Raw genomic sequence first — 17,607 nt, forward strand, 5'->3', positions numbered from 1 at the left:
GAGGGGGGATGACATGACTCGCGAAAAGCCTCAGGCGCCCGAACCGACCGCCAACTACCCCGCCCACCCGCACGAGGAGATGAAGCGGCAGGTCGAGGAGAAGTTCGATCCCGGTCTCGCGGGCGAGATCGCCGATGAGTGGAAGAACATCGGGACCACGTTGACCGAACTGGCCGTCGACTTCCAGGTCATCGTCAACGGCTCGCAGGACGCCTGGACCGGTAGTGCGGCGGAGGGGGCTCGGGCTGCGCTGGCGAAGGTGGGCAAGTTCAGCGACATGACCGGTGACCACTTCACCGCCACCGGCACGGCGCTGCACTCGCAGACGACGGCGGCGTCGGAGGCCAAGGCACGGATGCCCGAACCCGTCGCCTACGACCCGAAGAAGATGTTCACCGACGCCATCGGCAGCGGCAACATCCTGAACCTGGCGGCATTGCCCATGACGATGCCCATGCAGAAGGCGAAGTCGGACGGCGCCAAGGCCGAGGCCATCCAGGTGATGCAGTCCCGCGACGACGCGATGCGCTCGGCGACCAGCGCCATGCCCGCCTTCGCCGAGATGCCGACCGTCACCCAGGAGCAGGGCACCGCCACCAGCACCACCCAGACCTCCTCGGTCAACACCCGCACGGTCGAACCGAGCAGCAGGGTCGGCACCAACACCCAGGGCACGGGCACCACCAGCGGCACGACCAACACGTCCTGGACCGCACCGCCCACCGTGGCACCGCCGCCACCCGTGACCCCGCCGGTCAACCTGCCGCCCTCCGGCCCGCCGGCCCCACCGGTCACCCCGCCCTGGGCGATGCCGCCCGGCACCAGGCCACCGACCACCCCGCCCGGCAAGCTGCCGCCCCAGTCGGGCAGGCACCTCCCACCACCCAACGTCCGCCCACCCGGCCTGCCCGGACGCGGCCCCGGTGGCGGACCAGGTGGACCGGGCGGACCAGGCGGACCGAACGCGACGGGCGGACGTCCCGGCATGCCCGGTGGACCCGGCGGCAGCGTGGGACGTGGCGGGTTCGGGCCGATGGGTCCCGGCGGCCAGAGCGGCTTCGGCCCGACCGGCACGCCGAACCACGCCGGCGCACCAGGCCAAGGCGGACGCGGCGCGGCGGGCACGCCCGGCGCAATGGGCGGCATGGGCGCGGGCGGTCAGGGGCAGGGGCAGGGTGGCGAGGACCAGGAGCACAAGGCCAAGTACCTCATCCCCACCGACGAGTACTTCGACGACAACCGCCTCGTCTCCCCACCCACCATCGGCGAATAACACCGCATGAGCACCATCGCGAGGCTGTCCCTGCCCGCCTTCGAGGTCCTCTGGGAGGACCTGCGGGCCGGGACAGCCATCCCCTACCCGTTCGACATCCCCCACCACGGCACGACGCTGGACGAACGGGCCCGCGTCCGCAATGACGTCCACGCCGACCTCGAACGCCGGGGCCTGGCCAGACGCGGCCGTCCGGAACCGGAACTCGAAGACGCACTGCGCCTCCTCGCCACCCCGGACACGTCGATCACCGTCATGGGCATGCTGGACGTCGCCAAGGAAGAACTCGTGCGCGCCCTGATCGCCGCCCGCGGCAGGTACGCCGTCCTGGCCGTCCAGGGGAGCGAAGGCGTCCAGCTCGACCTCCTCCGAGAAGTCGGCCTCGCCCACGCCGCGGTGAGCGTCCTGCCCCCACGACCACCAGGGCCGGGCCGTCCGGTCACCGTTCCCGCATCGGCGGTGCAAGGACGACGACCGCCGAGCCAGGGCATCAGGCAGACCGTCCGCACCAGCGCTGACGACGACGTCCGGGTGCTCCGGGAAATGCTGGCCGGCCCCATCACCGGCACCGGCCACTTCACCGCCCGCCCCCACGGAACCGCCGTCACCTGGATCGACACGCCACGCGGCCGGTACGCCGGCATGGGCACGGACTGGTTGACCGTCGCACCGGCCGACCACACGGGCCTGGTGCGCAGGATCAGCCAGGCACTCGCGCCTCAAGCCCGGTGACGAATGCGTTCAGCGCCAGCTCGAAGCTGTCGTGGTCGAGTTCCCGCGCCACCGCGGGCAGCAAGTGGGCCTTGTCCAGGTTCGGGTACCGGTCCCGGTAGAACGTCTGGTCCTCGGAGAACCCGCTCGAGAACGAGCTCAACGCCGCACCGAACACCAGGTACATCAACGACGCCGCGATCATGGTCGCCTCCCGCCGCGACCACCCCGCCGACACCAACCCGCCGTGCACGACGTCCAGCCGGCGCAGCGACGCCTCCCGGTGCGCCGGCCCGTAAGCCAGGAACGGCACGATGTTCGGGTGCGCGGCCAGCGCCGCCCGGTACGAACGCGCGCAGCTGAGCAGACCCTGCCGCCAGTCGCCGCCCTCGAACCCGGACACGTCGACCTTTTCCAGGATTCGGGCCGCCACGTCGTGCAGCAGGTCGTCCTTCGTGCTCACGTGCCCGTACAGCGAAGCCGCCTGAACGCCCAGCTCAGAGGCCAGTTTGCGCATCGACAGGCCGTCCAGCCCATCCCGGTCGATGATGTGCAGTGCGGCGGTCCGGATGCGCGAGGCACTCAGGATCGGGCTCCTCGGCATGTCCGCTCCCCTTGCCTGTGGTCGATTCCGCGCCTAGGTTAGATAACCTAACACCGTTCGGTTAGGAGGTCACCCCGGTGGATCTGCGCATCCCGGACGAACACCGGCAACTCAAGGACCTGGCGCACCGGTTCACCGAGGAGCAGATCGTCCCCCACGCCGCCCGCTGGGACCGCGACGAAGCCATCGATCGTGACCTCGTGCCCGCACTGGGCGAGGTCGGCTTCCTCGGTCTCGGCATCCCCGAGGAGTACGGCGGCAGCGGCGGCGACAACCTGGCGTACTGCCTCGTCCTGGAGGAGATCGCCCGCGGCGACTCGGCCGTGCGCGGCATCATCTCCGTTTCCCTGGGCCTGGTCGGGAAGACCATCTACAAGCACGGCACGGAGCAGCAGAAACAACGGTGGCTGCCCGGGTTGTGCTCGGGCGGGCAGCTCGGCTGCTTCGGCCTCACCGAGCCCGGCACCGGCTCGGACGCCGCGTCCCTGGCCACCAAGGCGGTCCGCGACGGTGACGACTGGCTGATCACCGGCCGGAAGGTGTTCATCACCAACGGCACGTGGGCCGACGTGGCGTTGATCTTCGCCCGCACCGGTGGTCCCGGCCCGAAGGGCATCACCGCGTTCCTCGTGCCGACCGACTCCCCCGGCTTCCGCGCCACCGAGATCCACGGCAAGCTCGGCATGCGCGGCCAGGCCACCGCCGAGCTGACCCTCGACCAGGTCAGGGTCAGGGACGACAGCCGCGTCGGCGACGAGGGCACCGGCTTCAAGCTGGCCATGGCCGCGCTCGACCGTGGCCGCATGTCCGTCGCCGCCGGTTGCGTCGGCGCCGCCCGCGGTGCGCTGGAGGCGAGCCTCAAGTACGCCAAGGAACGCGAGCAGTTCGGCAAGCCCATCGCCGGTTTCCAGCTGGTGCAGGAACTCCTGGCCGACATGGCCGTGGAAACCGACGCCGCGCGGCTGCTCACGTGGCGGTGCGCGGACCTCGCCGACCGCGGCGAGCCGTTCAGCACGGAGGCGTCGATGGCGAAGCTCTACGCCAGCGAAGCCGCCGTCCGGGTGGCCAACAACGCCATCCAGGTGTTCGGCGGGTACGGGTACATCGACGAGTACCCGGTGGGCAAGTACCTGCGGGACACCAGGGTCACGACCCTCTACGAGGGCACCAGCCAGATCCAGAAGTTGCTCATCGGCCGGGCGCTGACCGGCATCAACGCGTTCATGTAGACGGGTAGAGGGAGGACGGCATGGACTTCACGCTCGACGAGGAGCAGAAGGAGATCCGCGACTGGGTGCGGACCTTCGTGCGCAAGGAGGTGACGCCGCTCGAACCGGAGGTGCTGCGGCGCGAACGCCTGGGTGAGCCCGGTCTGACCCGCGACGAACTGAAGGAACTCCAGGACAAGGCGAAGGCGGCCGGGTTCTTCGGCGTGCTCACGCCGACCGAGTACGGCGGCATGGGCCTGGGTGCGCTCATGACGGCGCTCGTGGAAGCCGAACTGGGCCGCTCGTTCGTCCCGTTCCGCTTCGGCGGCTACGCGGACAACATCCTGTTCCACGGCAACGAGGAGCAGAAGCAGCGCTACCTGCTGCCGACCATCTCCGGTGAACGCGTGTCGTGCTTCGCGATCACCGAGCCCGGCGCCGGCTCGGACGCCAAGGCGATCCGCACGTCCGCCCGCAAGGAGGGCGGCGAGTGGGTGATCAACGGCGAGAAGACGTTCATCACGCAGGGCAACGAAGCGGACTTCGCGATGGTGTTCGCGGTGACCGACAAGGAGAAGGGCGCGGACGGCGGCGTCACCTGCTTCCTGGTCGACCGGGACATGGGCTGGAAGTCGGAGCCCATCCCGACCATGGGCCAGTGGGGTCCGGCCGCGCTCGTGTTCGACAACGTCCGGGTGCCCGAGGAGAACATCCTCGGCGAGGTCGGCAAGGGCTTCCACCTGGCCATGCAGTGGATCGGCCAGGGCCGCTACCTGCTGCCGGCGCGGGCGATCGGCTCGTGCGAACGGCTGGTCGAGATGGCCATCGAGCAGGCGAACAACCGGGTCACGTTCGGCCAGCCGATCGCCGAGTACCAGGCCATCCAGTGGATGATCGCCGACTCCGCGGTCGAGATCGAGGCACTGCGCTGGCTCGTGCTGCACGCCGCGTGGCTGGTCGACCAGAAGGTCGATTCGCGGCAGGCGCAGTCGATGGCGAAGCTCTACGGCGGCATCAAGGCCAACGAGATCGTGGACCGGGTCCTCCAGGTGCACGGCGGCATGGGCTACACCCGTGAGCTGCCGATCGAGCGCTGGTACCGCGAACTCCGGCTGCTCCGCATCTACGAGGGCACGGACGAGATCCAGCGCCGCACCATCGCCCGCAACCTCCTCAAGGGACACTCGAAGGTCACGGGAACGCTGGGCTGACAACACTTCTCGCCCGCCGGAGGGCTGTCCGCCATCAGCCCTCCGGTCCAGCACGACATCAACCCAGGCACGACATCAACCCAGGCACGTCGGCCCCGGCACGTCAACCCAGCCACACCACGTGCGCCCGCTGCGTGCCGGACGACCGTGAGCTGAGCTCGAACAACACCCGGGCGCTCTCCGCGCTCTGGGAGCTGAGCCGGAACCCGCCCTCCACGCCGTCGACCTCGGCACGGTCGGCGTAGGCCAGGCCGTAGCCCGCGACGCGCGCGTCCTCCGCCTCGCCGTACTCCTCCACGATCGCGAACAGCCGAGGCGCCTCGCTGACCGCCAGTTGGTGCATGAGTCCGGTGAACTCTTCCTTGGTCCACGGTGGCACGCGGGTACCCCTTCCCTTGTCGGCGCGACCGTTGGCGCGACCGTTGATGCGCTCACGCAACGTCACTGATCCGCTACGGTGACCGCACATTAGATTTCCCAGACTCGGCCGCGAAACGCAAAAAATGCATAGCTGCACCTTGCATTTGCCATGCAGCGTTCGGCGGACGCACGTGCACGAAAGGGGCCGGACCACCGTGGCCACGAAGAAGAGCGCGCCGACCATCCGACTGCGCAGGTTGGCCGGTCAGCTCAGAAGGCTTCGTGACGGGACGGAGCTGCGGCGGGAGGACGTCGAGGAGAAAACCGGCATCAACTCCACCACCCTCTACCGCATCGAGACCGCCCGGACCCGACCGCAGTACCGGACGTTGGCCGCCCTGCTCAAGCTGTACGGCGTGCCGAGCGATGAGCAGGAACGCCTGATGGCGCTGTACAAGCAGTCCGCCAACCAGGGCTGGATCCAACCCTGGCACGAGGATCTGCGCGAGGAGTACACCGCCTACATCAACTTCGAGGCCGAAGCGCAAGGTGTCCGCAACTACTCAGGGCTTTTCGTCCCTGGGTTGCTCCAGACCGAGGACTACGCCCGTGCGGTGATCCGCGGGATCCTGCACGAAGCGAGCGACGAGAGGGTCGAAGACCGCGTTCGCACCCGGATGGAGCGCCAGGCCGTCCTGGCGAAGGCGAAGCCGCTCAAGCTTTGGGTGATCATCGACGAGGCGGCACTGCGCCGTGAGGTCGGTGGAACGGACATCATGCGGGCACAGTGCGAGGCTCTGGTGAAAGCAGCCATGGCCCCGCACGTGACGATCCAGGTGATCCCGTTCAGCTCCGGCGTTCATCCAGGCATGCCCGGCCAGTTCCTCATCCTGGAGTTCGAGGACCCGATGGACGCCGACCTGATCTACTTGGACAGCCAGGCAGGTGAGATATTTTTGGAGTCGGACGCCGACATCAAGCACTTCCGGACAGACTTCGATCAGCTGGTAGCGGTCGCCAAGAGCCCCAAAGACTCGCTGTCGCTGATCGCCGAGATTGCCACTGGCTAGGACGAAGGGGGTTCAAGCAACCATGCAGCACAGGGACCTGTTGGGGGCGGCTTGGCGCAAGAGCAGCTTCAGCGGGGAAGGCGAATCCTGCGTTGAAGTGGCGTCGATGGGTGATCGGGTCGCCGCGCGCGACTCCAAGAACCTGACCGGACCGACGCTGACCTTCAAGGTCGAGCAGTGGCGGAAGTTCCTCGCCGGCCTGGAACAGGTCAGCCCAAGCTGGTGAGCATCTGGGCGCAGACGCGGGCGAGGTGCTTGCGCATCACGTCCGAAGCGCGGGACGGGTCACCGGCCGCGATGGCGGTGACCAGGGCGTCGTGGTCGTCCAACGACGCGTTCTGGTGCGGCGGGTCGTCCCGCAAACCGCTCCGCAGCAACACGACCCGCTGCTGCACCAGCCGCACCTGCTCCGCGATGCGCGGGCTGCGCGCGGCGTCCAGCAAAGCCTGGTGGAACGCCAGGTCCAGCCGGTACGGGAAGCGCTCACCGGCCGAGTAGGCGCGGCGCGACTCGTCGCAGACCGCGCGCAGCCGCACCACGTCCCCGTCGGAACGCCGTGAAGCCGCCAGCTCGGCCGCCGCGCACTCCAGCGCCGTCCGCAGCTCGAACAGGGCCTGCACGTCGGCGGCGTCGGCGTTCGGCACGGAAGCGCCCCGGTGCGGCGCGAGGACCAGGAGCCCTTCGGACGCCAGGTGCCGGATCGCCTCGCGCAGCGGTCCGCGCGAGATGCCGAGCCGTTGGGCCAGCTCGACCTCGTTCACCCGCGCGCCGGGCGCGATGTCGCCCGTCAGCACCAGCTCGCGGAGCACGTCCACGGTCTGACCGGCCAAGCTCATGTGCAGGGGAGGTGTCACGAACGTCTCCTAGCGCCAGACAACCCTCGCCATGTTAACTGTCGACAGTTGGCAGCGCATCGAGGAGGGGTCGGCATGGCACACGAACTGGTCGCCGAGGTGTGGCGAGGCGAGTTCCTGGAGTCCGTGCACCACGGCTCGGTGATCGCCCTGGACGCGGCGGGCCGCGAAGTGGTCTCCGTCGGCCGGCCGCACGACACCACGTACCCGCGTTCCTCGAACAAGCCGATCCAGACGTTGGCGATGCTCCGCCACGGCCTCGACCTCGACGGCGAGCTGCTGGCCCTGGCCTGCGCCAGCCACTCCGGCGAGGACTTCCACATCGAGGGCGTCCACCGGATCCTCGAACGGCACGGCCTGGACGAGTCCGCCCTCCAGTGCACCCCCGACCTGCCCATCGGCGAGGACGCGCTCAAGGCCCACCTCGCGGCCGGCCGGCCGAAGGCCCCCCAGTACATGAACTGCTCCGGCAAGCACGCCGCCATGCTCGCCACCTGCGTCGTCAACGACTGGTCGACGCACGACTACCTCGACCCGGCCCACCCCCTCCAGCGCGCCGTCCGCGACACCCTGGAGGAACTCGCCGGCGAACGCATCGGCGCCGAGGGCGTCGACGGCTGCGGCGCACCGCTGTTCGGCATCAGCCTCACGGGCCTGGCCAGGGCTTTCGGGGCGCTGGCCCGTGCGTCGGAAGGCCCGGAGCGGCGGATCGCGCAGGCGATGAACCGCCACCCGGAGTGGGTCGGCGGCACGAACCGCGACGTCACGAAGTTGATGCTGGCGATCCCGGGCGCGGTGGCCAAGGACGGCGCGGAGGGCGTCTACGCGATCGGTCTGCCCAGCGGCGAGGCCGTGGCGTGCAAGATCGCCGACGGGTCCAGCCGGGCGCGGGCCGTGGTCCTGGTGGCCGCGCTGCGCAGGCTCGGCGTGCGGGCGCCGGACGAGCTGGCGACGTTCCCCGTGCTCGGCCACGGCCGCGCGGTGGGTGCGATCAAGCCCTCACCGGCCCTCGTCGGCTGACCCTCCCCGGCGGTTGAACCGCCCATTACGCTGGGGTCATGGCCAGCGCCAGAGCCGCCGACGGACCGGACGAGCGCCCTCAGGGCGACATCGACGACGAGTTGATCGGCCTCGACCCCGACGACCCCGAGACCAAGGCGTTCGCGGAACACCTCGGCCGGATGAAGCGGCAGCCCCCGAGCCTCACGGTCGAGGGGTCGCTGGCGGGCGTCGAGCAGTTCGCGGACTCGGCGAACCGGGCGGGTGGCCTGCGCCGGCAGCTCGCGGTCGTGGTGGTGAGCCTGATCCTGCTGGGTGTGGCGCTCAGCGTCTGGTACTACCTGGGCGACCTGATCACCGTCTTCTTCGGGTGACTCGGACTAACCTGGGGTCATGGAACCTGTCGTCGGCGCCACCCCGAAGGTGGTCCACTCCGAGCTGGAGTGGCGGGAGATCCTGAAGCCCAAGGAGTACGCGGTGCTGCGCGAGGCGGGCACCGAGCCCGCGTTCGTGGGGGAATACACGGACACCAAGACCGAGGGCGTCTACGTCTGCCGCGCGTGCGGGGCCGAGCTGTTCCGCAGCGAGACGAAGTTCGACTCCCACTGCGGTTGGCCGTCGTTCTTCTCACCGGCGGACGCGGACACGGTGATCCTGCGCGAGGACCGGGCCATGGGGATGGTGCGGACCGAAGTGTTGTGCGCCACATGTCACAGCCACCTCGGGCACGTTTTCGAGGGTGAGGGCTACGCGACGCCGACGGACCAGCGGTACTGCATCAACTCGATCAGCTTGCGTCTGGTCGAAAGCCCACCTGGTCAAGCAGACTGAAGGTGCTACTCCGAATGATGTCAAGATCCACACCAGGAGGAATCATGCGCATCTTCAAGGGCACCGATGGTGAAGGTTCGGGCGGCGTGGACGGCGCTTCGTCATCCTGACGCCCGCTTGACGGCACCGGGTCGTGAACCCTAAGGCTTGCTAAAGCCCTCTTGTCGGGGTGTGGCCTGGCGCACACGATTGCCTCCTGCTGGTGGACCTCTTCGGTTCCACCGAGGCCCACAGGGGGTGGACCGTGGAGCGACCGTGGGGGCTTTCGGGCCCGGAATTCCTGGAGTTGTACTGGATCGCGCTGGCGGTGACGCTGGGGATCGCGATCTTCGTCCGAGTGCGCCTGCGGGGGACGCGGGGAGTCGTCCCCGCAGGCGTGCTCGGCCTGTTGGACATCGCTTACCTGACCGGCGGGCCACGACGGGTGGCCGAGACGTCCGTCGCCGGGCTCCTCGACGCCGGCACGCTCGTGCCCGCGCGCAGCGGATCGGTGCGGATCGCCGATTCCACCGTTCCCGCTCATCCGGTCGACCAGGCCGTGCTCGCCGACGCGACCCGTTACCGGTACCGGACGTTGACGCTGCTCATCACGTCGGTGTCGGATCACGACGCGGTCCTGGACGTCGGCCGTCGACTGTCCTCAATGGACTACCTAGTCGCGCCGGAAGTGGCGAAGTCCCGGTTGCGGGCCGGTGTCGTGCCGATGGTGCTGTTGTTCGTCGTCGGTGTGGCGCGGTCGGTGAACGGGCTGGTGATCGGTGCGCCCGTGGGGTGGTTGACGTTGCAGCTCGTGCTGACGGGGGTGCTGGTCGGGCTGCTGGTGAAGGCGTCCCCTCTGATGCTCACCGCCACGGGTCGTGAGGCGGTGGCGAAAGCTCGCGCAGGTGGGATCACCGGGGGGTGGGGAGGGACCGGCTCGGGCTCGGCGAACGCCGCCGAGCTGGTCGCTCTCAACGGCTTCAGCGCCCATCCGGACGTCTTGCTGCGTGCCGCTGCCCGCACGGCGCCGTTCCCGCGTCCCGGTGCCCGCTCTTCCGGTTCTCGTCGTCGTTCGGCTTCGGGTGGGGCGTATGCGGGCGGGACGTACTCCGCCACGACCGGTGGCGGGTGCGGCAGCGGTTCGAGCAGTTGCAGCAGTGGTTCGAGCAGTTGCGGCGGCGGGGGCTGCGGTGGTGGCGGCGGGAGCTGACCGCTCCCCACCCGCGCTTATGGCTCTTACGACTCCTTACGGCTTTGGCCCGATCGGACCGGTTCGGGCTTGACGGCTCCTAGGGTGGCGCCATGGCGTTCTCGTTGACGTTCCTGTGGTGGTACGTGCCGGCGCTCGTCGTCGCGGTGGTGGTGGGCCTGCGGTTGAAGCGGGTCGCCGGCGCCGCACCCGACCGGCCGTTGACGTTCGAGGAGATCGGTTACCTCGGCGGTGGGCCGGTGCGCGCGGTCGAGGTGGCGGTGTCGGGGCTGGTGGCCGAGAACCGGGCGAGGGTGTCCGGTTCGGTGGTCGCGGCGGTGCCCGGTCCCGGTGGTTCGCTGACCGCGTTGCAGTCGGTCGTGCTGGCCCGGCTCGACCAGCCGCGGGATGTGGACGAGCTGGTGGTGGGGGTGGCCACCAGCGGGCCGGCCCGGCAGATCGGACAACGCCTGGTGGCGGGTGGTCTGCTGGTGGCGCCGCGCCGGCGTCTGGTGCGGGCCTTCTTGGCCGTCGTGCCGCTGGCCCTGCTCGCGGTGGTGGCTGTTTTCGCAGGTCCGAGCGGTTGGCAGACGGTCACCGCGCTGTCCGTCACCGGTGCGCTGGTGGTCCTGCTGCTGTTGGGTCCGCCGCCTGTGCTGACCAGGAGGGGTGCGCGGGCGTACGAGGAGGCCACGGCGGGCCTCGCCCCGGTCGACCCGGCCGAGGTGACCGCCCGATACGGCCTGACTCGCACGTCCACGCCGCCCCTTCCGCCTGCGTCGCGCACGGGGTCGGAGTGGTCGGGCTCGGGCTCGGGCTCGGGGTCTGCGGGCTCGGGGTCGGGGTCGGGGTCGGCGGGGCGGGTGACGGGGGTGTTCGACGGCGAACGCGTGGAACCGATCGCACCTGCGGAAACGTCCCAGCATCCGCTTCCCCGGCGCAGGCGTGCCGTGGTGGTCGAACCGCAACGCTGGCGGCGGCGCAACGGGTGGCTGGTGGCCGGCGGGTGGTTCGCGGGTGGTTGGTTGGCCGCAGAGTGGTTGGAGGGCGATGATGGTGGCGAATTCATGGACTCCGGCTACGGCGGGTTCGACGCCTGACCCGTGGCAAGGGCACGCCGGACCAGCGCAAACCGGCTTGGGGTTGGAGGAGCAGGCCTTCCTGGTCGGCGGTCCGGGCCGGGCCGCCGAGTTCGCGGTCATGTCGCTGACCGAGGCCGGCGCGCTGCGGATCTCCCGCGACGGCCTGGTCAGCCCCGTCCAGTCCCGAACCCAACCGCGAACCCCGCTCCAGGCACGCACCCTCGCGTCCGTCCCCCGCTCGCTGGGTGACGTGATCACCGCGACGGCCGGCGGCCCCGAGTCGGGCCGGCTGCGCTTGCACCTGATCGACCGCGGCTTCGTGGTCTCGCCCGGACGGCGGCGCGCGGTGCGGGGGCTGAGGCGGCTGGTGGTGCTGGCGGCCGTGCTCGGGGTGTTCGCGGCGATCGCGCTGGACCTGCCGTTCGCGGTGGCCGGCGGGACGGCGGTGGCCATGCTGCTGGTGGCGGCGGTGCTCGGACGCGCGGGGCGTCCGCTGACCGCTTCGGGACGTGCCGAGGTGCGGCGGCTGCGGCAGGCGGCGGCGACGGCGATGACCGAGCCGGGGATACCCAACCGCCTGACGCTGGTAGCGGCGTACGGGCTGCTGGGGAAGGTCCGCGGCCAGTACCTGTGGAGGATCCTGGGCATCGCGCCGACGGTCTCGGCGACGCTTCGGCGGCGGTCGCGGAGTCAGGGGTCCAGCGGTGGGGCTTCGTGCGGCGGTGGGTGTGGCAGTTGCTCCAGCAGCAGCTGTGGCGGTGGCTCCAGCTCGGACAGCGGCAGCAGCAGCAGTTCGGACAGCGGTGGGTCGTCGTGCGGTGGGGGCGGTGGCTGTGGTGGGGGTGGCGGGGGCGACTGAGTGGGGCGGCCAGGTGGACAAGGGCTGAGCTGTCAGGTGGACACGGGGTGGACTGGTGGGGTTGCCGGGCTCCTTACTCTTTCAACGGAGTGGCGGTAACAGTGTTTCCGTACATATTTCGGTGATGATCACCCAATCGGGTAGCCAGGGCACTCAGGTTTGAAGATCGGCACGGTAGCAGCGGGAAGGGTGGGGCGCTCGTGGAGAAACTGGGTGTCGGGATCGGCTGGCGGCCGGAGATCGATCTCACCGTGGAGCGCTTGCCCGGCGTCGACTTCGTCGAGGTCGTCGCGGAGAACCTGCACGTCTCCCACCTGCCCGAATCCGTCCTCCTCCTCCGCGACCGCGGCATCCCGGTCCTCCCGCACGCCGTCTCGCTCTCGCTGGGCGGCGCGGAGCCGGTGGACCGCGACCGGGTCGCCCACCTCGCCTCGCTCGCCGAAGCGCTCGACGCCCCGCTGGTCAGCGACCACGTCTGCTTCGTGCGCGCCGGCGGGCTGGATTCCGGGCACCTCATGCCCCTCCCCCGCACCCGCGACGCGCTCGACGTCCTCGTCGCCAACGTCAAAGCCGCCCAACAAGACCTGCCGGTCCCGCTCGCCCTCGAGAACGTCGCCGCGCTCCTCGAATGGCCCGACGCCGACCTCACCGAAGGCCAGTTCTTCGCCGAACTGGTCGACCGCACCGACTGCCACCTCCTGATCGACGTCGCCAACCTCTACGCCAACGCCCGCAACCTCGGCACCGACGTCTCCCGCTTCCTCGACGAAATCCCCCTGGAACGCCTCGCCTACGTCCACGTCGCCGGCGGCGAAGAGCACCAAGGCGTCTACCACGACACCCACGCCCACGCCGTCCGCCCTGAAGTGCTGGACGTGCTCGCCCAACTCCGCGCCCGCGTCGACCCGCCGGGCGTCCTGCTGGAACGCGACGACCACTACCCCGCCGACGCCGAACTGGCCGGTGAGCTGGCCGCGATCCGGGCGGTGCTGGGATGACCCAACCCCAGCGCGACCGGTTGGCGGCGGCTCAGACGGAGCTGCTGCGGGCGTTGTTGGCGGACGGCGCGACGCCGCCGGGGTTCGACGAGGACCGGGTGCGCATCGAGAAACGGGCGTTGCGCAACAAACGGCGCGGGATCGTGGAGATGTTGCGCCCCGACGTGGCCGACGAGCTGGGCGAACGGTTCCGGCCGCTGTTCGACGCCTACGCCCGGACCCACCCGAAAGAGGACGGCACCCGCTTCCGCGAGGACGCCGCGAGGTTCGCCGACTGGGCCGTCGGCCAGGGGGAACTCAAGCCGCCGAAGAAGAAGCGCTGGTGGCAGCGCACCGCCACCTGACCGGACGACACGCAACCTGATCGCACCCCGCTTCCGTCCCGTTGACATGTGGAGACGGACCTGGCCCCTGGGCGTCCTGTTACTGGCCACCGCGTGCGGCACTGCGAACGTGGGCGGCGATGCGACGGCCTGCACGGCAATCGGCGCACTCGTCGGCGTAAGCGTGGACGTCGAGCACCCCGACGTCGTGTCCGGGACGATCGAAGTCTGCTGGGACGACCGGTGCTCGACCCCCGCGCTGGAGTTGCGCCCGTCGACCAAGGCCGGCGAGACGACGTGCACCGGCACCGCCCCGGACGACTCGTGCAGCGCACGGTTGGAGCCGACCGGCGGCGTACAGGGTTTCGCCGCCGTCCAGGACCTGCCCGCCGAGCAGGTCACGGCCACGCTGCGTTTGCTGGACCAATCCGGATCTTTGCTGGTGGACCGCCACATCACGCTCCACCCCGAAATGGTCTATCCCAACGGTCCGGACTGCCCAGCGGGTGGTCCGCAGGCAGGTATCTCAGTTGATCCTCACGGCGCAGTATCCGAGCGGTGAGTGAACGGCGGACTCCGCTGAATTGGTCAAGAACCTACCGACCAATCAGCGGCTGTCCGCGTCCGGCGGAGCCTCTAGCGTCGGTGACGTCAAGGGCCACGTCGTTCCCGGTGCATCCGCTGCCGCGACCGCGGGCCGCAACGCCCTTCCGGCCGCGTTCCGCCGTGCGCGGCACCTCACCGGGAGGTTCCAGAGAGTGAAGAGCAAACGTTGGCGCGGTATGACGTGGGGAGCCGTGCTGGTCGCGGCGGGCCTCACGGCGAGCAGTCCGGGTGTGTCGGGGGCTGAGGACGTCCCGCCCACGGCCGGGGCCGAGCACCACGAAGTCACGCTGATCACCGGCGACAAGGTCGTGCTCCTCGGGGACGAGGTCAACACCCTGATCCCCGCCGCCGGCCGAGAACGGACCGTGTTCCACAGCTACCGGCGTGACGGGCACCTGCACGTCGTGCCGCGCGATGCGGCGAAGGCGGTCTCCCAGGGCCGGTTGGACCCGCGGCTGTTCGACGTCACGACCTTGATCGAGTACGGGTACGACGACGCGGAACGCGACACCGTGCCCCTGATCGTGACCGGCGACGACCCACCGGCGACACCGGGTCTGCGCGTCGGTCTCCCCCTGTCCGCGGTCGGTTCGTACGCCGCGCAGGTGGTCAAGTCCCAGGCGACGGACACCTGGCGCACGCTCGTGTCGAGGGCGAGCGTGCGCAAGGTGTGGCTGGACGGGTTGCGCCGGCCGAGCCTGGACCGGTCGACCGCGCAGATCGGGGCGCCGGCGGCGTGGCAGGCCGGGCACACCGGCAAGGGCGTGAAGATCGCCGTGCTGGACACCGGCGTCGACCAGGACCACCCGGACCTGGCCGGGCACGAGGTCGCGGAGCGGAACTTCACCGACGCGCCGGACAACAGCGACGACGTCGGCCACGGCACGCACGTCGCGGCGACGATCGCGAGTTCGGGCGGGAAGTACAAGGGCGTCGCGCCGGACGCGGATCTGCTGGACGTCAAGGTGTGCGTCATGGAGGGCTGCACGGAATCGGCGATCGTCGCCGGTATGCAGTGGGCGGCCGACCAGGGCGCGGACATCGTGAACCTGAGCCTGGGCGGTGGTGACACGGCCGACCTGGACCCGTTGGAGGAGGCCGTCAACACGTTGTCGGAGCAGACCGGCACGCTGTTCGTGGTCGCGGCGGGCAACAACGGCCGTCCGGAGACGATCAGCTCACCGGGCAGCGCCGACGCCGCGCTGACCGTGGGCGCGGTGGACCGGGAGGACGGCATCGCGCCGTTCTCCAGCCGGGGGCCGAGGGTGGGCGACGGTGCGGTGAAGCCGGACATCACCGCGCCGGGCGTGGACATCGTGGCCGCGAAGTCGAGCAGCGGCTCGATCGGCACACCGGTCGACGACGGGCACGTGTCCATGTCGGGCACGTCGATGGCGACCCCGCACGTGGCGGGCGCGGCGGCGTTGATCGCGCAGCAGCACCCGGACTGGTCGGGTGCGCAGATCAAGGCGGCGTTGGTGGCGTCGGCGAAGAACAACCCGGCGCTGACGGCGTTCGACCAGGGTTCGGGTCGGGTGGACGTGGCGAAGGCGCTGACCGTCGCGGTGACGGCCGAGCCGGCGAGCCTGGCGATGGGCTTGCAGAAGTGGCCGCACACCGACGACGTGCCGGTGGCGAAGCCGGTCACCTACCGCAACGGTGGCACGGCGCCGGTCACGCTGGCGCTGACCACCGAGGTGACGGGTCCGGGTGGCGCGGACGTGCCCGCGGGGCTGATCAGCGTGTCGCCGGAGAAGGTGACCGTCCCGGCGGGCGGTGAGGCGGCGGTCACGGTCACCGCGGACACCCGGCTCGGGTCGGCGGACGGCCTGTACGTCGGTTCCGTGGTGGCGACCGGTGGGACGACGCCGCTGCGGACCGCGCTCAGCGTGAACCGGGAGGTGGAGAGCTACGACGTGGCGTTCAGCTTCCTGGACGACAAGGGCGCGCCGGCGGTCGACTACTACACGTCGGTCATCGGGCTGAGCAACGGCACGTTCGCCTTCCCCTACGACGCGGACGGCTCGTTCACCTTGCGGCTGCCGAAGGGCGACTACTTCACCAACTCCGACGTGCAGACGGACGACACCAGGCTGGCGCTGCTCCCGCGGCCGGGCCTGACCGTCGCGGCGGACACCTCGGTGGTGCTCGACGCCCGCACCGCGAAGCCGTTGAAGATCACCACGCCGGATCCGGCGGCGGCGGAGGCGTTGGGCGATGTCACGATGGTGCGCCGCCACGGTGACCGGATGGCCAGTGTGAGCACCGCGTTCCTCGGCGGGTTCGGCCCGAACGTGTCCATCGCGCACTCGGGACCGCAACTGCCCGCCGGCGACCTGACCGGTTTGCTGGGCGCGCAGTTCCGCGGCACGCCGGACGGGGACAAGCCGGTGACGTACCGGTTCGCGTGGTCGCAGCAGGGCAGCATGCCCACCGGTTTCACGCGCGCGGTGGCCGCGGCGGACCTGGCCGAGGTGCGCACGAAGTTCGGTCCGGGTCCGACGGGGCGCGAGTACGGCCACGGCGGCAATCCGATCACCGCGGAGGGCGTGGGCGGCTGGGCGTGGCTGCCGGACGTGGCGGCGCCGGGTGAGTCGATCAACCGGGTCACCACGGATCTGGCTTGGTCGTGGGGTTTCCTCCAGTTCGGCGCGGACGGCGCCGTCGAGGCGACGCTGACCTCGCCGGAGCGCACCTACGAGCGGGGTGCGACGAGTGACGAGCGGTTCAACGACCCGGTGTTCTCCCCCGCACTGCCCGTGTCTCGGACGCCCTACCTGTCGCGCAGCGGCGACCGGATCAGCTTCGCGCTGCCGCTGTTCACCGACAGCGCGGGCAACGGCGGCAACGCGGCGGTCTCGTCGGCTCGGACCACGTTGCTGCGCAACGGTGTCGAGGTCGGTGAGACCGCGTACGCGGCCAACGGGTTGTTCGAGGTGGCGGCGGGCGCGGCGGCGTACCGGGTGGAGACGGACGCGGTGCGGACGACCGGCACGTCGGAGTTCGCCACGAAGGTGAGCGCCGCGTGGACGTTCCGCTCCGACACCACGGCGGAGGACGCGTACGTGCCGCTGCCGTTGTCGGTGGTCCGGTTCACCCCGGAGTTGGACGCGACGGGTTCGGCCCCGAAGGGCCGGTCGCTGCGCGTGCCGCTGACCGTGCAGCAGCAGGAGGACGCGGACAACGGCCGGGTCGACCGGATCGACGTCGAGGTGTCGTTCGACGACGGCACGACGTGGACCCCGGTGGCCGTGTCCGCGGGCGCGGCCACGATCGCCAACCCGAACGCGGCCGGGTACGGGTCGCTGCGGGTGAAGGCGACCGACAGCAGTGGCAACGCGTTGGAGCACACCGTGATCCGGGCGTACAAGATCGCCTGATGCGGAATCCTTGACGAGAGGGGGCATTCACTCGGATGGATGCCCCCTCTCGTTGATATCAAGACTTTGA

At 70.3% G+C, this 17,607-nt stretch carries 19 protein-coding genes; 16 read left to right on the top strand and 3 right to left on the bottom strand.

From position 1 onward, the window contains the following. The first annotated feature begins 13 nt into the window (after positions 1–13). Entirely contained in the window at positions 14–1,273 is a 1,260-nt protein-coding gene (locus tag OQ02_RS41595) for a hypothetical protein (protein WP_051773129.1), read from the top strand. Between the two features lie 6 nt (positions 1,274–1,279). Then, a complete protein-coding gene (locus OQ02_RS34100; RefSeq protein WP_051773130.1) occupies positions 1,280–2,005 on the top strand; it encodes an ESX secretion-associated protein EspG in 726 nt (241 codons plus the stop codon). On the opposite strand, the gene OQ02_RS34105 is transcribed toward OQ02_RS34100, so the two are convergent. After that, positions 1,974–2,588 carry a TetR/AcrR family transcriptional regulator gene (locus tag OQ02_RS34105; RefSeq protein WP_033442774.1) on the bottom strand — a complete coding sequence of 205 codons (615 nt, stop codon included), beginning with the start codon at positions 2,586–2,588 and terminating at the stop codon, positions 1,974–1,976. The two genes, OQ02_RS34100 and OQ02_RS34105, sit on opposite strands and share 32 nt — an antisense overlap. 77 nt (positions 2,589–2,665) lie before the next feature. On the opposite strand from OQ02_RS34105, the gene OQ02_RS34110 reads away from it, so the two are divergent. After that, positions 2,666–3,817, top strand: a complete 1,152-nt coding sequence (locus OQ02_RS34110) for an acyl-CoA dehydrogenase family protein (protein ID WP_033442775.1) — start codon at positions 2,666–2,668, stop codon at positions 3,815–3,817. A 20-nt stretch (positions 3,818–3,837) separates the two neighbouring features. Then, the gene (locus OQ02_RS34115) at positions 3,838–5,007 is read left to right on the top strand and encodes an acyl-CoA dehydrogenase family protein (RefSeq protein ID WP_033442776.1); all 1,170 of its coding nucleotides are present in this window, start codon (positions 3,838–3,840) and stop codon (positions 5,005–5,007) included. Positions 5,008–5,110: 103 nt separating this feature from the next. Here the strand turns inward: OQ02_RS34115 and OQ02_RS34120 are convergent, their stop codons facing one another. Next, positions 5,111–5,386: a hypothetical protein gene (locus OQ02_RS34120; protein ID WP_051773143.1), complete on the bottom strand. Its 276-nt coding sequence runs from the start codon at positions 5,384–5,386 to the stop codon at positions 5,111–5,113. A gap of 196 nt (positions 5,387–5,582) precedes the next feature. Here OQ02_RS34120 and OQ02_RS34125 point away from each other — a divergent pair, with 196 nt between their 5' ends. Both OQ02_RS34125 and OQ02_RS34130 read left to right on the top strand, forming a co-directional pair. Continuing rightward, positions 5,583–6,437 carry a helix-turn-helix domain-containing protein gene (locus tag OQ02_RS34125; RefSeq protein WP_197043617.1) on the top strand — a complete coding sequence of 285 codons (855 nt, stop codon included), beginning with the start codon at positions 5,583–5,585 and terminating at the stop codon, positions 6,435–6,437. A gap of 22 nt (positions 6,438–6,459) precedes the next feature. Then, entirely contained in the window at positions 6,460–6,663 is a 204-nt protein-coding gene (locus OQ02_RS34130) for a DUF397 domain-containing protein (RefSeq protein ID WP_033442777.1), read from the top strand. On the opposite strand, the gene OQ02_RS34135 is transcribed toward OQ02_RS34130, so the two are convergent. Then, positions 6,647–7,291, bottom strand: coding sequence for a GntR family transcriptional regulator (locus tag OQ02_RS34135; protein WP_033442778.1), 645 nt, complete (start codon positions 7,289–7,291; stop codon positions 6,647–6,649). The genes OQ02_RS34130 and OQ02_RS34135 overlap by 17 nt on opposite strands. A gap of 75 nt (positions 7,292–7,366) precedes the next feature. On the opposite strand from OQ02_RS34135, the gene OQ02_RS34140 reads away from it, so the two are divergent. The 10 genes from OQ02_RS34140 to OQ02_RS34185 all read left to right on the top strand — a co-directional run bounded on the left by OQ02_RS34140 (position 7,367) and on the right by OQ02_RS34185 (position 17,537). Beyond that, positions 7,367–8,311, top strand: coding sequence for an asparaginase (locus tag OQ02_RS34140; protein ID WP_033442779.1), 945 nt, complete (start codon positions 7,367–7,369; stop codon positions 8,309–8,311). Positions 8,312–8,349: 38 nt separating this feature from the next. Then, on the top strand, positions 8,350–8,664 hold the full coding sequence (locus tag OQ02_RS34145; protein WP_033442780.1) for a hypothetical protein: 315 nt from the start codon (positions 8,350–8,352) through the stop codon (positions 8,662–8,664). A 19-nt stretch (positions 8,665–8,683) separates the two neighbouring features. Continuing rightward, positions 8,684–9,121, top strand: coding sequence for a peptide-methionine (R)-S-oxide reductase MsrB (gene msrB / locus OQ02_RS34150; protein ID WP_033442781.1), 438 nt, complete (start codon positions 8,684–8,686; stop codon positions 9,119–9,121). 244 nt (positions 9,122–9,365) lie between these two features. After that, positions 9,366–10,310, top strand: coding sequence for a TIGR04222 domain-containing membrane protein (locus OQ02_RS34155; protein ID WP_197043618.1), 945 nt, complete (start codon positions 9,366–9,368; stop codon positions 10,308–10,310). A gap of 92 nt (positions 10,311–10,402) precedes the next feature. Further along, positions 10,403–11,389: a TIGR04222 domain-containing membrane protein gene (locus tag OQ02_RS34160; RefSeq protein WP_033442783.1), complete on the top strand. Its 987-nt coding sequence runs from the start codon at positions 10,403–10,405 to the stop codon at positions 11,387–11,389. Further along, positions 11,343–12,230, top strand: a complete 888-nt coding sequence (locus OQ02_RS34165) for a TIGR04222 domain-containing membrane protein (RefSeq protein WP_231500340.1) — start codon at positions 11,343–11,345, stop codon at positions 12,228–12,230. The genes OQ02_RS34160 and OQ02_RS34165 overlap by 47 nt, the downstream gene beginning before the upstream one ends. 200 nt (positions 12,231–12,430) lie before the next feature. Next, positions 12,431–13,228 (top strand): DUF692 domain-containing protein, encoded by a 798-nt coding sequence (locus OQ02_RS34170; protein ID WP_033442785.1) that lies wholly within the window; start codon positions 12,431–12,433, stop codon positions 13,226–13,228. Beyond that, on the top strand, positions 13,225–13,572 hold the full coding sequence (locus OQ02_RS34175) for a hypothetical protein (RefSeq protein ID WP_033442786.1): 348 nt from the start codon (positions 13,225–13,227) through the stop codon (positions 13,570–13,572). Before OQ02_RS34170 ends, OQ02_RS34175 begins: the two co-directional genes overlap by 4 nt. A gap of 109 nt (positions 13,573–13,681) precedes the next feature. Next, entirely contained in the window at positions 13,682–14,113 is a 432-nt protein-coding gene (locus OQ02_RS34180) for a hypothetical protein (protein WP_156077484.1), read from the top strand. 196 nt (positions 14,114–14,309) lie between these two features. Continuing rightward, the gene (locus OQ02_RS34185) at positions 14,310–17,537 is read left to right on the top strand and encodes a S8 family serine peptidase (RefSeq protein ID WP_231500341.1); all 3,228 of its coding nucleotides are present in this window, start codon (positions 14,310–14,312) and stop codon (positions 17,535–17,537) included. Positions 17,538–17,607 lie beyond the last annotated feature (70 nt).

Origin of the sequence: Saccharothrix sp. NRRL B-16314, from assembly GCF_000716595.1 — a bacterium.
Taxonomy (GTDB): Bacteria; Actinomycetota; Actinomycetes; order Mycobacteriales; family Pseudonocardiaceae; genus Actinosynnema.

What these genes read in the sequence shown, in the direction of transcription:
- OQ02_RS41595 (WP_051773129.1), top strand. Translation starts at nt 14, where the DNA reads ATGACTCGCGAAAAGCCTCAGGCGCCCGAACCGACCGCCAACTACCCC.
- OQ02_RS34100 (WP_051773130.1), top strand. Translation starts at nt 1,280, where the DNA reads ATGAGCACCATCGCGAGGCTGTCCCTGCCCGCCTTCGAGGTCCTCTGG.
- OQ02_RS34105 (WP_033442774.1), bottom strand. Translation starts at nt 2,588, where the DNA reads ATGCCGAGGAGCCCGATCCTGAGTGCCTCGCGCATCCGGACCGCCGCA.
- OQ02_RS34115 (WP_033442776.1), top strand. Translation starts at nt 3,838, where the DNA reads ATGGACTTCACGCTCGACGAGGAGCAGAAGGAGATCCGCGACTGGGTG.
- OQ02_RS34130 (WP_033442777.1), top strand. Translation starts at nt 6,460, where the DNA reads ATGCAGCACAGGGACCTGTTGGGGGCGGCTTGGCGCAAGAGCAGCTTC.
- OQ02_RS34140 (WP_033442779.1), top strand. Translation starts at nt 7,367, where the DNA reads ATGGCACACGAACTGGTCGCCGAGGTGTGGCGAGGCGAGTTCCTGGAG.
- OQ02_RS34145 (WP_033442780.1), top strand. Translation starts at nt 8,350, where the DNA reads ATGGCCAGCGCCAGAGCCGCCGACGGACCGGACGAGCGCCCTCAGGGC.
- msrB (WP_033442781.1), top strand. Translation starts at nt 8,684, where the DNA reads ATGGAACCTGTCGTCGGCGCCACCCCGAAGGTGGTCCACTCCGAGCTG.
- OQ02_RS34160 (WP_033442783.1), top strand. Translation starts at nt 10,403, where the DNA reads ATGGCGTTCTCGTTGACGTTCCTGTGGTGGTACGTGCCGGCGCTCGTC.
- OQ02_RS34165 (WP_231500340.1), top strand. Translation starts at nt 11,343, where the DNA reads ATGGTGGCGAATTCATGGACTCCGGCTACGGCGGGTTCGACGCCTGAC.
- OQ02_RS34175 (WP_033442786.1), top strand. Translation starts at nt 13,225, where the DNA reads ATGACCCAACCCCAGCGCGACCGGTTGGCGGCGGCTCAGACGGAGCTG.